Genomic DNA, 13,270 nt, shown 5'->3' on the forward strand with positions numbered 1-13,270 from the left:
ACCCCCGGTCCGCCGTACGTACGGACTATGTCTGCCCGCTTGTGCGGCCGGTACGCGGGCCGACCGCCGCCCGCGCTAGCGGTACCGCCGCAACTCCCGGCGCGCCAGCGACCGCTGATGCACCTCGTCCGGCCCGTCGGCCAGGCGCAGCGTCCGCGCGGCGGCCCACAGCTCCGCCAGCGGGAAGTCCTGGCCCACGCCGCCCGCCCCGTGCAGCTGGACCGCCCGGTCGATGATGCCGGCGACGGTCCGCGGGGTGGCGATCTTGATGGCCTGGATCTCGGTGTGCGCGCCGCGGTTGCCGACGGTGTCCATCAGCCACGCCGTCTTGAGCACCAGCAGCCGCAGCTGCTCCACGGCCACCCGCGAGTCGGCGATCCACTCCTGGACGACGCCCTGTGCGGCCAGCGGCTTGCCGAAGGCCGTACGGTCCAGCGCGCGCCGGCACATCAGCTCGATCGCCCGCTCGGCCATACCGATCAGCCGCATGCAGTGGTGGATGCGGCCCGGGCCGAGGCGCGCCTGGGCGATGGCGAAGCCGCCGCCCTCCTCGCCGACGAGGTTCGCCGCGGGCACGCGCACGCCGTCGAAGAGGATCTCGGCGTGGCCGCCGTGGTAGTGGTCCTCGTAGCCGTAGACCCGCATGGCGCGGCGGACCTGCAGGCCCGGCGTGTCCCGGGGGACCAGCACCATCGACTGCTGCCGCCGCGGATCGGCCCCGTCCGGGTCGGTCTTCCCCATGACGATGAAGATCTCGCAAGCGGGGTTCATGGCACCGGAGATGTACCACTTGCGGCCGTCGATGACGTAGTCGTCGCCGTCGCGCACGATGCGGGTCTCGATGTTCGTGGCGTCCGAGGAGGCGACGTCCGGCTCGGTCATGGCGAACGCCGACCGGATCCGGGCGTCCAGCAGCGGCTCCAGCCAGCGCTTGCGCTGCTCCTCGGTGCCGAACTGGGCGAGCAGCTCCATGTTCCCGGTGTCGGGGGCCGCGCAGTTCAGGGCGGTGGGGGCCAGCTGCGGGCTGCGGCCGGTGATCTCGGCGAGCGGCGCGTACCGGAGGTTCGTCAGCCCGGCGCCGTACTCCTCGTCGGGCAGGCTGTGCTGGTTCGTGAAGAAGAGGTTCCACAGTCCCCGCCGCCGCGCCTCCTCCTGGAGCTCCGCGACGACCGGCGGCGCCGTCCACGGGTCGGCGAGCGCGGCCCGCTGCTCCTCGGCGACGGCCTCGGCCGGGTACACGTGCTCGTCCATGAACGCGAGCAGCCGCTCGCGCAGTTCCTCGGTGCGGGCGTCGAATGCGAAGTCCATGCCGGTCAGCCCTTCCGCAGGGTGGTGAGTCCGTTGTCGATGAAGAGCGGGACGAGCTGTCCGATGCGGTCGAAGCCCGCGCCGACGGTCTGCCCGAGGGTGTAGCGGTAGTGGATGCCCTCCAGGATCACGGCGAGCTTGAAGTAGGCGAAGGCCGTGTACCAGGGCAGGGCGGAGACGTCGCGGCCGGAGCCGGCCGCGTAGCGCTCGACGATCTCGGCGGGGTCGGGATGGCCGGGTGCGTTGCGCGTGGTGCTGATGGGGGAGCCGGGTACGGGCTCCTGCTCGCTGTACATCACCAGCAGGCCCAGGTCGGTCAGCGGGTCGCCGAGCGTGGACATCTCCCAGTCGAGGACGGCCCGCACCGAGTCGTCGTCGCCCACGAGGACGTTGTCGAGGCGGAAGTCGCCGTGCACGACGGCGGGGGCGGGGGAGACGGGCAGGGCCCCGGCCAGGGCGGAGTGGAGCGCGTCGATGCCGGGCAGCTCGCGGTTGCGGGAGGCCTCCAGCTGCTTGCCCCAGCGCCGCAACTGCCGCTCCAGGAAGCCGTCCGGGCGGCCGAAGTCCGCGAGCCCGGCCGCCTCCGGGTCGACGGCGTGCAGGCGGACGAGCGTGTCGGCGAGGCCGAGCACGACCCGCCGGGTGCGCTCGGGCCCGATCGCGGTGAGCTGCGCGGCCGTGCGGTACGGCGTGCCCTCCACGAACTCCATGACGTAGAAGGGCGATCCGAGGACGCTCTCGTCCTCGCACAGCAGCACCGTCCCGGGCACCGGGACCTCGGTCGGCCGCAGGGCGCTGATGACCCGGTGCTCGCGCCGCATGTCGTGGGCGGTGGCGAGCACGTGCCCGAGCGGGGGGCGGCGCACCACCCAGCGGCCGGTGCCGTCGGTGACGGAGTAGGTGAGGTTGGACCGGCCCCCCTCGATCAACTCGGCCGCCAGCGGCCCCCGTACGAGCCCCGGACGCTCCCGCTCCAGATGGGCGCGCAGCCGGTCCGGATCGAGTCCCGGGGGGTTGTTCCTGCCGGTCGGGCTCATCGAGTGCTCCTCCACGCGTCGTCGGACCCGCCGCCGGGCGGTCCCGGATCATCATGCCGACCAGTCGGTATGGCGTCCAGGGTGCGACGAGGGCGACGGGTCCGACGGGTGCGAGGAGGCGCCGGTCGCGAACGCCTACGCGTGACAGGACATCGGACGCCCGCCGTTCATCGTCGTCATGTCGGCGATGACGGCCGGCATGTCGAGCGGTGCGGCCAGGGGGCGGTCGCCCTCCAGTTCGGCGTAGGCGCGGTGCAGGTTGGCCACGAGGCGCTCGCTCTCGCGCAGCTCCGCGAACTCGCCGAGGTCGGCGCGGCGGGCGGCCTCCAGCGGGGTGCGGCCGGCGGCGTGCTCGGTGCGGGCCAGCTCCTGCAGCCAGCGGAAGTAGCGCTCGATGACGTCGTAGACGCCGGCGTCGGTGACCGGTCCGTGCCCGGGCACGACGGTCTCGGCGCCGAGCCCGCGCAGCACCTCCAGGGAGCGCAGCGAGCCCTCCAGGGACCCCATGAGGAGGAAGGGCGTGCCGCCGTTGAAGACGAGGTCCCCGGTGAAGACGATGCGGTGCTGCGGCAGCCAGGCGATGGTGTCGCCGGTGGTGTGCGCCGGGCCCGGGTGGATCAGCTCGACCTCGGTGTCGCCCACGTGCAGCGAGAGGCGGTCGGCGTAGGTGACCTCGGCGGGCGTGATCCGGACGTCGCCGTACTCGACCCAGGGCCAGATGCCGTGCAGCTGCAGGCCCGCGGCGAGGGTCTCCCGGCGGCACTCGCGGTGGCCGACGACCGTCGCCTCCGGGAAGACGCAGTTGCCGTAGGTGTGGTCGCCGTGGTGGTGGGTGTTGACGATCGTGGAGGGCAGGGGAGCACCGGCGCCGGTGACGGCGTCGCGCAGCAGCCGCGCGCGGCGCTCGGTCGCGGCGGTGTCGATCAGCGCCGTCCGGCCGCCGCCGGTCACGATGCCCGCGTTGTTCAGGCACCAGCCGCCGTCGGGCTGGACGAACGCCGTGACCCCGGGGGCGAGGCCGACGGTGTAGGGCTCGGTCGGCTCCGCGCCGACGGGCGCGACCGGGCTCGTGCTGGACATGGATGACCTCCCCTTGCCGCCGCGCGGGGTGCGCGGATCGGACTGCCCGTCAGAATACGGGCGCGGGGGGAAGGGTCGCGGAGGGTGTCGGCCGGGGCGCCCCGGGGCGGTGGCCGTGCCGCCCGGGGGCGTCGGCCAGGTGGCTCCGGGCCCGTCAGCCGCGGTGGTCCAGGCCCGGGCGCAGCCGCTCCAGCAGCCCGTACAGCGTGGTGCGCTCCTCCTCGTCGAGGGTGTCGAGCGCGCTGTGGGTGGCCTGCATCTCGGCGCGCACCCGGCGGATGGTCTCGCGGCCCTCGTCGGTGGCGACGACGTTCTTCACCCGCCGGTCGCCCGGGTCCGGCTCGCGGCGCACCAGGCCGCGGGCCTCCAGGCGGTCCACGATGCCGGTGACGTTGGAGGCGTCGCACACCAGCAGGGTGGCGAGGCCGCGCATCGGGACGGGCCCCTTGAGCTGGGCGAGGAGCTTGGCCTGGACGGAGGTGAGGCCCTGCCGGGCAGCGGCGGCGGCGAAGTCCTGCCACTGGGCGGTGCCGAGCGCGGCCACGAGCTCCAGGAGCTGGGCCTTGGTCGGGGGCGGGGAGGCGGTGCCGGTCATGGTTCGAGTGTACTCAAGAGCTTCATGACTTAAATCATTAACTTGACTACCTTAAATATCTCGGCCTACGGTGGGCGAGTTGCTTGATTGCCTCAAGCATCCATGTCCTGAAGCAATATCCCGGGCAACGCCGAGTCACTCGAAGGAACACCCCCACCCATGTCCTCCCCAGCGCCCGCCGAACGGGGCACCCAGCGCAACGAGACGGTCATCGTCTTCGCCCTGAGCCTCGCCGCCATGGTCGTCTCGATGATGCAGACCCTGGTCGTGCCGATCCTCGGCCTCATCCAGAACGACCTGCACACCACGTCCGCGAACGTCAGCTGGGTCACCACCGCGACCCTGCTCTCCGCCGCCGTCTTCACCCCGCTGCTCGGCCGCTTCGGCGACCAGCACGGCAAGAAGAAGACGCTGGTCGCCGTGCTGGTCGTCATGGTCGCCGGCTCCGTCCTCGCCGCCGTGACGCACTCGCTGCTCTGGCTGATCGTCGGCCGGGTGCTCCAGGGCGCCGCCACCGCGATCTTCCCGCTGGCGCTGTCCGTGCTGCGCGAGGAGGTGCGCCCGGCCAAGCTGCCCGGCGCCATGGCCATGGTCAGCGGCACCCTCGCCTTCGGCAGCGGCCTCGCGCTCGTCGCCACCGGCCTGCTCACCTCCGGTGACGATCCCGACTACCGCAGCGCCTTCTGGCTGGCCACCGGTCTCGCGGCGCTCGCCCTGATCGCCGTCGCCGCCCTCGTCCCCGCCACCCGGGAGACCACCGGCGGCCGCACCGACGTCCTCGGCGCGCTCACCCTGGCCGCCACCCTCGTCCTGCTCCTGCTGCCCATCACCCAGGGGCACGAGTGGGGCTGGTCCTCCGGCCGGACGATCGGCTGCTTCGCGGGCGCCGTCGTGATGGCGGCGGTGTGGACGCTCGTCGAGCGCAAGGTGCGCGAGCCGCTGGTCGACATGAAGATGTTCGCCCACCGCCCGGTGCTCTTCGCCAACATCGCGGGCCTCCTCGTCGGCTTCGGCTCCTTCGCCCTCTTCATCGGCGTCTCCTACCTCGTCCAGATGCCGGAGAAGATCGCCGGATACGGATTCTCGGCCAGCGTGCTGCGCGCCTCCGTCGCGTACCTGCTGCCCAGCACCATCGTCTCGCTGCTCGCCGCGCCCATCGGCGGCCAGCTCGTCCGGCACAAGGGCCCCCGCCTGGTCCTGATGCTCGCCTCCCTCATCGGCACCGCCGGCTTCGTGTGGATCGCCCTCGACCACGAGCACACGCTCTCCGTGGTCGCCGCCGGGATGTTCGTCGGCGCCGCGATCAGCTTCGGCTACGCCGCCATGCCCGCCGTGATCGTCGCGAGCGTCCCGCACCACCAGACGGGCATCGCCAACGGCATCAACTCCATCTCCCGCTCGACCGGCAGCGCCATCGGCAGCGCCATGATCACCACGGTGCTGGCCTCCAAGAGCCTCGAACACCTGCCGCCGGGCGCGCCCAAGCTGCCCGCCGAGAGCCAGTTCACCCTCACGTTCGTCATCGCCGGCACGGCGTTCCTGCTGGTCGCGCTCGTCGCCGGGCTCGGCCTGCGCACGATCCGCGCCCGGCGCACCGAAGTGGCGGGGGCCGCCCCCGCGGCGGACGCTGAGACCGCACCCGCCTCCGCCTGACCCTGCTAGGAGCACCACCATGAAGGCCATCAGCTACCGCAGCTACGGAGGACCCGAAGTCCTCGAGTACGGCGAGCGGCCCGACCCCAAGGTCGGACCCGACTCCGTCCTGGTCAAGGTCAAGGCCGCGGCGGTCAACCCCGTCGACTGGAAGGCCCAGGCCGGCTACCTCGAGCCCGCCCTCGACGCGGTCTTCCCCGTCATCCCCGGCTGGGACATGGCCGGCGTCGTGGTCCGTCCGGGCGCCGACGCCCCCGAATTCGCCGAGGGCGACGAGGTCATCGGCTACGTCCGCGAGGACTTCCTCTCCCGCGGCACCTTCGCCGAATACGTCGCCGCACCCGTGCGGACCCTCGCCCGCAAGCCCAAGAACCTCACCTTCGAGCAGGCCGCCGGCCTGCCCCTGGCCGGGCTCACCGCCTACCAGGCGCTGGTCAAGGCGCTCCGGGTGTGGGAGGGCGAGACCGTGCTGATCCACGCGGCGTCCGGCGGCGTCGGCGGCATGGCCGTCCAGATCGCGCGGCACTTCGGCGCGCGCGTCATCGGCACCGCCAGTGAACGCAACCACGACTACCTGCGCTCGCTCGGCGCGCAGCCCGTCGCCTACGGCGAAGGGCTCGCCGAGCGGGTCCGGGCGCTCGCGCCGCAGGGCGTCGACGCCGTGCTCGACCTCGCCGGCGGCGAGGCCCTCACGGCCTCGCCCGCGCTGCTCGCCCACGGCGGCCGCCTCGCCTCCATCGCCGACCCGGCCGTCCTCGGCCTCGGCGGCCGCTACGTCTTCGTCCGCCCGGACGCCTCCGACCTCACGGCCCTCACGGACCTGGCCGAGAGCGGCGCCCTCACGGTGGAGGTGGCGAAGGTCTTCCCCCTGGCCCACACAGCAGAAGCCCAACGCCTCAACGCAGAGGGCCACACGCGCGGCAAGATCGTCGTCACGATGGACTAGCCCGGGGGACGTCTCCGGGGCGGGGCCAGGCGGCGCCGCCCCGGCTGGTGGTGCGGGTCTGGCGGTGGCACTAGGGGTGCCGCTTCTGACGTGGTTCGGGGTGCCCGGCACTGCCGGGCATGATGCCCCCGCCGCAGCGGCGAGCAGCCCTTGCGGTGGAGTCCGGCGGTGCCGTCCCGGCTGGTGGTGCGGGTCTGGCGGTGGCACTAGGGGTGCCGCTTCTGACGTGGCTCGGGTGCCCGGTACCGCCGGGCATAACGCCCCGCCGCAGCGGCGAGCAACCCCCGCGGCGGAGTCCGGCGGTGCCGTCCCGGCTGGTGGTGCGGGTCTGGCGGTGCCGCCCGGCGGTGCTGTTCCTGACGTGGTTCGGGGTGCCCGGCACCGCCGGGCGTGATGCCCCCGCCGCAGCGGCGAGTAACCCCCGCGGCGGAGCGTCCCCGCCGGCAGTGCGCGCCGGTGACCGTTACGCCGCGACGGGCGGCCGACGCACCCGCCGGAGCGGCTACGCGTCCCGCCGCCGTTCCCCGGCCCCGCCGGGACGGGCTCCGCCGCCAGGCGACCCCGGGTCAGCGCGCGCGCAAGCGCCGGTACGCCTCCAAGCCGTCCGGGACCCACTCCCACTCCCCGAGGCGCTCTTCCAGTTCCTCCTCGGAGAGGAACGCGTGCCAGGCGACCTCCGACTCCTGGGGCCGCACCGGCACGTCGCAGCGGACCTCGTACACCGCCGACCACCACGAGCCCCCCGGGCCCTCGTACAGGAACCGGAACAGCGGGGCCGGGGCCGGCAGGCCCCGGACGCCCAGCTCCTCCTCGGCCTCCCGCAGCGCCGCCTCGTCGTACGTCTCGCCCGCCCCGACGACCCCGCCCACGAACATGTCGTGGCGCGAGGGGAAGATCAGCTTCCCGGACGTGCGCCGGTGGACGAAGATCCGCCCCTCCGCGTCCCGGGCGAGGACGAACACGCAGCGGTGGCGCAGCCCCAGGGCGTACGACTCGCCACGCGCGGCCTGCCCCACCACCCGGTCCTGCTCGTCGACGATGTCCAGCAGCTCGTCCGCCGGCAGCGGTGTCTGATCGCTCATGCCCCCATGAAACCAGCGTCAGTGCGGCTGGAGGTCGCGCACGCGGTCGAATTCGGAGCTGCCCGACGGCATGGCCGGGTGCCGCCCGATGAGCACGATGCCGATCACGATGGCGACCAGCCCGGCGGCCTCCCAGGCCAGCGCGCCGGGCGAGGTGTGCAGCCGGTCGCCGAGGAAGCCCACGCCGCAGGCGATCCCCGCGAGCGGCTGGGCGGCGGTCAGCGCGGGCAGGGACAGCCGCAGCGGCGCCGTCTCGAAGGCGCTCTGGACGAACACCAGCGCCGTCACGCCGAGGACGAGCACCCCGTACGGCTGCCAGCTCAGGAAGAACGCGGTCCAGCCGTCCTCGGAGAGCCGTTCGCCGCTGACGCGCGTGAGGGCGTCCTGGACGCCGTAGAGCAGCCCGGCGGCCACTCCCAGGAGCGGCGCCTCGACGCTCATCCGCACGCGCTTGGAGACCGCCGCCATCGCGAGCGCGCCCCCCAGCATCACCCCGACGATCAGCCAGTGCCGCAGCGGATCGGTGACGGTGGCGCCGCCGTGCGGCCGGCCCGCGATGATGAACGCCGCGACGCCGCCGGCCAGCAGCCACAGCCCGCCCCAGCCCGTACGGCCCAGGGGCTGGCGGGTCTGCCAACGGGAGAGGGCCATGGCGAACAGCAGGTTCGTCGCGAGCAGGGGTTCGACCAGTGACACCTCGCCCTGGTTCAGCGCGATCGCGCCGAGCGCCATGCCGCACGCCATCATCCCGATGCCGGCCCGCCAGCGCGGCATCCGGACGAGGTCGAGCAGCAGCCGCAGGGAGAGGAAGTCGCTCATCGGGGCCCGCTGCGCGGCGTTCTGCTGGAGGACGAAGCCGATGCCCAGGCAGCAGGCCGCGCTCACGGCGAAGGCGAAGACCAACACGTCGCGCACCTCAAGACCACTCGGCCGTCGGGGACTTGACAGAAAAACGATAGCCGCCTTGTGAGCGGTGTGACGGCCGAGTACCCCTCTTTCGGGCGGCCATCCCCTCCAACGGCCGACACCGCCCGTGAGTGCCCCCCAATCGCTCGAACTGTTGTTCTTCGGCAGGGTGTACCTACGGGTCGGGTGTCACTTTCCGTGCCACCTCCGGCCTGCGCGCGGACCGCCGCGACGGCAGGGGCGCAGGGTGAACGGAGGGGCTGAAGTGAGCGCAAGTGGCCCACGGGATGCGAGGGAGTGAACAACGGTAACCGGAACTGACGGTATGTGAGTTGATGAAGCGTCAGCTCCAAGATCAGGTCTTGACTCGGAGCCGTGACTACCGCTTTGCTGTGCGTGACTGACATGGATGAATGCGGACGCCCCGACCCGGCGGCCGGAGGGGACGTACGCCGTGGAGGAAGCCCGCAGATGACGCCCCCGCCCCCCCTTGGGAAAGCGGCCCGGGCTGCCCGCTCCCGGAACAAGGACGGAGTGACCTTCGACCCCGCCCTCGACGACGCCGAACTGGCCACGGTCCGTGACGCCCTGGCGCGCGGCCGCTGGACCGAGGCCCGCAATCTCCTCGCCGAGACCGGCGACGACTGGGACCGCCGCGGCCACCGCCTCGTCGTCCTCGCCGAAGGCCCCTCCAGCGTCGCCTGGGCCCGCGAGTGGCAGCTCGCCGAGCCCGACAGCCCGGACGCCGCCGCCCTCCTCGCCTGCGCCACCGTCTTCCGCGCCGTGAGCGGCAAGGACAGCCCCGAGGGGGCGCGCGCCGCCTGCCTGGTGGCCGCCAGGATGGCCCCCGCCGACCCGTCCCCCTGGCTCGCCGTCCTCATCCTCGCCCGCCGCACCGGCACCGACGACGAGCGCGTCCGCGCCTTCGACCAGGTCCGCGCCCGCCACCGCGACCACCACCACGCCCACCACCTCATGGCCGCGTGCCTGGCCGAGCACCAGAAGGGCGACCGCGACGACCCCCTGCACGAGGTCTACGACTTCGCCGCCTGGGCCGCCGAACAGGCGCCCGCGGACTCGCCCTTGGCCGTGCTGCCCGTCGTCGCCCACGCCGAGCGCTACCGCGTCCTCGCGCGCGCCGGCGTCGAGCCCGGCGACCCCGCCCGCTCCGGCCACTGGACCAGCCGCCGCGCCCGCCAGGTGATGAAGGCCGCCTTCGACTGGTGGCTCGAATGGGACGTCGACGACAACGCCGCCGGCAGCGCCCACCCCCGGCGCAAGGCCGACCTGAACTACCTCGCCCACGCCAAGCTCCACGAAGGCCGGCTCGCCGAGGCGGCGGCCCTGCTCACCCGCATCGGCCCGCACGCCACCCGCGCCCCCTGGTCCTACCCCGACCGGGACCCCGCGAAGGCCTTCCGCGCCGCGCGCCGCGCCGCCCTCGGCTCGGCCTGACGCCGCCCGGCCGCGCACATCCCCTACGATCACCCCCGCTCACCCATGGGAAGGACCACCCCGCCATGACGACGGGCACGACGAGCGAGATCAGCACGTTCAAGGGGCAGGACAGACGCCTGCGCGCCGACCGCATAGGCCTCGCCGGTCTGCTCCTGTCGGTCGTCGCCGCCAGCGCGCCCCTGATGGTGACGGCGGGCGTCATGCCCACCACCTACGGGACGATGGCCATAGTCGGCCAGCCCCTGCTGTTCGTCATCCTCGGCGTGGTGCTGACCCTCTTCAGCTTCGGCTACGCCGAGATGAGCCGCCACGTCCACAACGCCGGCGCCTTCTACGCCTACATCGCCCGCGGCCTCGGCGGCACGGCCGGCGCCGCCGCCTCCGTCGTCGCCCTCGTCGCCTACAGCCCCATGCAGTTCGGGATATACGGCATCTTCGGCTACGAGCTCTCCGGCCTGCTCGACAAGCACCTGGGCCTCGCCGTCGCCTGGTGGGTGCCCGCCGTGGCCGCCGTCCTCGTCGTCGGCGTCCTCGGCTGGCTGAAGATAGACCTCAGCGCCAAGGTCCTCGGGGTCCTGCTGCTCATCGAGTGCGTGATGGTCGTCGCCTTCGACCTCGCCGGCCTCGCCGACCCGGGCCCGCAGGGCGTCTCCTTCCACGCCTTCGACCCCACCACCCTCGGCGGGGGCGGCCTCGGCACCGCCCTGTGCTTCACCATCGCGGCCTTCGTCGGCTTCGAACAGGCCGCCGTCTACGCCGAGGAGACCAGCCGCCCGAACGTCGTCGTCGCCCGCGTCACCTTCCTCGCCGTCGGCTTCGTCGCGCTCTTCTTCGCCCTGAGCTCCTGGGCCCTCAGCGTCGCGGCCGGCCCGGACTCCATCGTCGGCCTCGCCCAGGAGCAGGGCCCGAACCTGCTCTTCGCCCTCACCGAGGAGCGGCTCGGCGGCACCTTCACCGACGTCATGCACGTCTTCTACGTGACCGGCATGTTCGCCGCGATGCTCAGCTTCCACAACGTCGTCGCCCGCTACGCCTTCGCCATGGGCCGCGAGGGCCTGCTGCCCGCCGCCGTCGGCCGCACCTCCCGCACGAGCGGCGCCCCGGCCCACGGCTCCCTGCTGCAGAGCGCCGTCTCGCTGATCGCCGTCCTCCTCTTCGCCGTGACCGACGGCCGCCCGCACGGCGACCCCACCGCACCCGTCCTGCGCCTGTTCACCTGGAGCGGCAACGTCGGCGCCCTCGGCATCATCGTGCTGATGGCCGCCGCGTCCGCCGCCGTCATCGCCTTCTTCGTCCGGCGCGGCGCCGCGCGCGCGCAGGCGCCGCGCCTGATCGCCTCCGGCGTCGCCGGGGCCGCCCTCGTCGTCATCGCTGTGTACGCGGTCAAGGACTTCGACGTCCTGCTCGGCGCCGACCCCGGATCGCCCCTGCGCTGGATCCTGCCCGGCACCATCGGCGCGGCCGTCCTCGCCGGCATCGGCTACGGCATCGTCCTCAAGTACCTGCGCCCCGGGGTGCACGGCAGCATCGGCCTCGGCAACGAGGCGTTCCAGCTGGAGAAGGCGGCCTCGGCGGCCGGACCGCGCGGGGACTGACGAAGGCGGGACGGTAGCGGGCGCGGGCAGGGCGGACGGAGCGGACGGAGGAGCGGCTCGCGGGCCTACTCCTCCACGCCCTTCCCCACCCGCCGCGACACCGTGAACGTGTACAGGTCCAGCACCCCGGGCGGCTCCGCCAGCCCCGGCCCGCCCGCCCGTATCCAGTCCGCCACGTCCGCGAGCACGTCGTCGTCGTTGACGAGCCCGAGCCACACGGGCCGCCCGCCGGCCGCCCGCCCCGCTGCCGACGGCTGCACGACCACCACGTTCGCCTGGTCGCACACGTCCAGGCACTCGGAGGCCCGCACCTGGGCGGCATCGCCCAACGCCTTCCGCAGCCGCGGGATCTGCCCGGCGTGGTCGACCCCCGGCACCTTCCGCGGATCGCCGCAGCAGCAGCCGCGGCAGACGGTGACGCGGCAGGGGGCGGAGGCGGTTGCCGGCTTCGGGCGGCGGGCATGGTTGGTGATCATCAGCCAGATGATACGCACGGGCCCCTGCGGCCCGGCCGCCCCGGAGAGGAACCCCTCGTGCCCAGCAGAACCGCCCTCGTACGCCGCCCCGGCCCCCGCCTCGCCGAAGGCCTGGTGACCCACCTCGCCCGCACGCCTGTGGACCCCGCCCTCGCCCTGCGCCAGTGGCACGACTACACGGCGACCCTGCGCGACCACGGCTGGCGGACCGTCGAGGTCCCGCCCGCCGACGACTGCCCGGACGCCGTCTTCGTCGAGGACGCCATGGTCGTCTTCCGCAACGTCGCCGTCGTGGCCCGCTCCGGAGCCCCCTCCCGCCGCGCCGAGGCGGCGGCCGCGGAACGGGTCGCCGCGGAACTCGGCCTCTCCCTCAACCGCATCCGCGAACCCGGCACCCTCGACGGCGGCGACGTCCTCAAAGTCGGCGACACCGTCTACGTCGGGCGGGGTGGCCGTACCGATGCGGAGGGGGTGCGCCAACTGCGGGCCGTCCTGGAACCGCTGGGGGCGCGCGTGGTGCCCGTGCCCGTCAGCAAGGTCCTGCACCTGAAATCGGCGGTCACGGCCCTCCCCGACGGCACGGTCATCGGCTACGAGCCCCTGGTCGACACGCGGTCCCTCTTCCCCCGCTTCCTCCCCGTCCCCGAGGAGCCGGGAGCCCACGTCGTCCTCCTCGGAGGCGACCGCCTCCTCCTCTCGGCCGGCGCCCCGAGGACCGCGGACCTGCTCGCGGACCTCGGGTACACGCCGGTCCCGGTGGACATCGGCGAGTTCGAGAAGCTGGAGGGGTGCGTGACGTGCCTGTCCGTCCGGCTGCGGGGGATACCCCTGCGCGGGGAAATCGCCCGGGAAACGGCCCGGGAAGCCTGCGGGGAAGAGGCGGGTAAGAAGCAGGGAAGAGGCCGGGAAAAGCAATAAGGCCCCAGATGAACTGGGGCCTTAGCCTGTGTCCGAGGGGGGACTTGAACCCCCACGCCCGATAAAGGGCACTAGCACCTCAAGCTAGCGCGTCTGCCATTCCGCCACCCGGACTAGGTGTTTTTCGTCTTCCGGGCCGTTGCCCTTCCGACGAGGAAAACAATACCAAAGATCTGGGGGTGCTCGATCACGTGCCCGGTGGAGCGGCTTCCGGCG

12 protein-coding genes and 1 tRNA gene are annotated in these 13,270 nt (G+C 73.3%); 5 read left to right on the forward strand and 8 right to left on the reverse strand.

Annotated features, from left to right (window positions below):
- Nucleotides 1–75: 75 nt before the first annotated feature.
- The 4 genes from AS857_RS22780 to AS857_RS22795 all read right to left on the reverse strand — a co-directional run bounded on the left by AS857_RS22780 (nucleotide 76) and on the right by AS857_RS22795 (nucleotide 4,020).
- Nucleotides 76–1,308, reverse strand: a complete 1,233-nt coding sequence (locus AS857_RS22780) for an acyl-CoA dehydrogenase family protein (RefSeq protein WP_058045124.1) — start codon at nucleotides 1,306–1,308, stop codon at nucleotides 76–78.
- A gap of 5 nt (nucleotides 1,309–1,313) precedes the next feature.
- Nucleotides 1,314–2,345, reverse strand: a complete 1,032-nt coding sequence (locus tag AS857_RS22785) for a phosphotransferase family protein (protein ID WP_058045125.1) — start codon at nucleotides 2,343–2,345, stop codon at nucleotides 1,314–1,316.
- Between the two features lie 135 nt (nucleotides 2,346–2,480).
- Nucleotides 2,481–3,425 carry an MBL fold metallo-hydrolase gene (locus tag AS857_RS22790; protein ID WP_058045126.1) on the reverse strand — a complete coding sequence of 315 codons (945 nt, stop codon included), beginning with the start codon at nucleotides 3,423–3,425 and terminating at the stop codon, nucleotides 2,481–2,483.
- A gap of 154 nt (nucleotides 3,426–3,579) precedes the next feature.
- On the reverse strand, nucleotides 3,580–4,020 hold the full coding sequence (locus AS857_RS22795; protein WP_058045127.1) for a MarR family winged helix-turn-helix transcriptional regulator: 441 nt from the start codon (nucleotides 4,018–4,020) through the stop codon (nucleotides 3,580–3,582).
- Between the two features lie 159 nt (nucleotides 4,021–4,179).
- On the opposite strand from AS857_RS22795, the gene AS857_RS22800 reads away from it, so the two are divergent.
- Nucleotides 4,180–5,673, forward strand: coding sequence for an MFS transporter (locus tag AS857_RS22800; protein WP_058045128.1), 1,494 nt, complete (start codon nucleotides 4,180–4,182; stop codon nucleotides 5,671–5,673).
- 19 nt (nucleotides 5,674–5,692) lie between these two features.
- Nucleotides 5,693–6,619, forward strand: a complete 927-nt coding sequence (locus tag AS857_RS22805) for an NADP-dependent oxidoreductase (RefSeq protein WP_058045129.1) — start codon at nucleotides 5,693–5,695, stop codon at nucleotides 6,617–6,619.
- Nucleotides 6,620–7,185: 566 nt separating this feature from the next.
- On the opposite strand, the gene AS857_RS22810 is transcribed toward AS857_RS22805, so the two are convergent.
- Together AS857_RS22810 and AS857_RS22815 are read right to left on the reverse strand one after the other, a co-directional pair.
- Entirely contained in the window at nucleotides 7,186–7,701 is a 516-nt protein-coding gene (locus AS857_RS22810; RefSeq protein ID WP_058045130.1) for an NUDIX domain-containing protein, read from the reverse strand.
- An 18-nt stretch (nucleotides 7,702–7,719) separates the two neighbouring features.
- The gene (locus AS857_RS22815) at nucleotides 7,720–8,607 is read right to left on the reverse strand and encodes a DMT family transporter (RefSeq protein WP_058047000.1); all 888 of its coding nucleotides are present in this window, start codon (nucleotides 8,605–8,607) and stop codon (nucleotides 7,720–7,722) included.
- Between the two features lie 471 nt (nucleotides 8,608–9,078).
- Here AS857_RS22815 and AS857_RS22820 point away from each other — a divergent pair, with 471 nt between their 5' ends.
- Both AS857_RS22820 and AS857_RS22825 read left to right on the forward strand, forming a co-directional pair.
- Entirely contained in the window at nucleotides 9,079–10,062 is a 984-nt protein-coding gene (locus AS857_RS22820) for a hypothetical protein (protein ID WP_058045131.1), read from the forward strand.
- 65 nt (nucleotides 10,063–10,127) lie between these two features.
- Nucleotides 10,128–11,660 carry an APC family permease gene (locus AS857_RS22825; RefSeq protein WP_058045132.1) on the forward strand — a complete coding sequence of 511 codons (1,533 nt, stop codon included), beginning with the start codon at nucleotides 10,128–10,130 and terminating at the stop codon, nucleotides 11,658–11,660.
- A gap of 65 nt (nucleotides 11,661–11,725) precedes the next feature.
- Here AS857_RS22825 and AS857_RS22830 read toward each other — a convergent pair whose 3' ends face one another.
- Nucleotides 11,726–12,136: a hypothetical protein gene (locus AS857_RS22830; RefSeq protein WP_058047001.1), complete on the reverse strand. Its 411-nt coding sequence runs from the start codon at nucleotides 12,134–12,136 to the stop codon at nucleotides 11,726–11,728.
- Between the two features lie 57 nt (nucleotides 12,137–12,193).
- On the opposite strand from AS857_RS22830, the gene ddaH reads away from it, so the two are divergent.
- Nucleotides 12,194–13,054, forward strand: a complete 861-nt coding sequence (gene ddaH / locus AS857_RS22835) for a dimethylargininase (RefSeq protein ID WP_079110575.1) — start codon at nucleotides 12,194–12,196, stop codon at nucleotides 13,052–13,054.
- Between the two features lie 29 nt (nucleotides 13,055–13,083).
- On the opposite strand, the gene AS857_RS22840 is transcribed toward ddaH, so the two are convergent.
- Nucleotides 13,084–13,168 (reverse strand) — tRNA-Leu (locus AS857_RS22840).
- Nucleotides 13,169–13,270 lie beyond the last annotated feature (102 nt).

It is taken from the genome of Streptomyces roseifaciens, from assembly GCF_001445655.1.
Classification (GTDB): domain Bacteria; phylum Actinomycetota; class Actinomycetes; order Streptomycetales; family Streptomycetaceae; genus Streptomyces; species Streptomyces aureoversilis.

Excerpts from the sequence above, each read along its gene's own strand:
- AS857_RS22795 (WP_058045127.1), bottom strand. The coding sequence starts at position 4,020 with ATGACCGGCACCGCCTCCCCGCCCCCGACCAAGGCCCAGCTCCTGGAG.
- AS857_RS22805 (WP_058045129.1), top strand. The coding sequence starts at position 5,693 with ATGAAGGCCATCAGCTACCGCAGCTACGGAGGACCCGAAGTCCTCGAG.
- AS857_RS22820 (WP_058045131.1), top strand. The coding sequence starts at position 9,079 with ATGACGCCCCCGCCCCCCCTTGGGAAAGCGGCCCGGGCTGCCCGCTCC.
- AS857_RS22830 (WP_058047001.1), bottom strand. The coding sequence starts at position 12,136 with ATGATCACCAACCATGCCCGCCGCCCGAAGCCGGCAACCGCCTCCGCC.
- AS857_RS22785 (WP_058045125.1), bottom strand. The coding sequence starts at position 2,345 with ATGAGCCCGACCGGCAGGAACAACCCCCCGGGACTCGATCCGGACCGG.
- AS857_RS22825 (WP_058045132.1), top strand. The coding sequence starts at position 10,128 with ATGACGACGGGCACGACGAGCGAGATCAGCACGTTCAAGGGGCAGGAC.
- AS857_RS22780 (WP_058045124.1), bottom strand. The coding sequence starts at position 1,308 with ATGGACTTCGCATTCGACGCCCGCACCGAGGAACTGCGCGAGCGGCTG.
- AS857_RS22800 (WP_058045128.1), top strand. The coding sequence starts at position 4,180 with ATGTCCTCCCCAGCGCCCGCCGAACGGGGCACCCAGCGCAACGAGACG.
- AS857_RS22810 (WP_058045130.1), bottom strand. The coding sequence starts at position 7,701 with ATGAGCGATCAGACACCGCTGCCGGCGGACGAGCTGCTGGACATCGTC.
- AS857_RS22790 (WP_058045126.1), bottom strand. The coding sequence starts at position 3,425 with ATGTCCAGCACGAGCCCGGTCGCGCCCGTCGGCGCGGAGCCGACCGAG.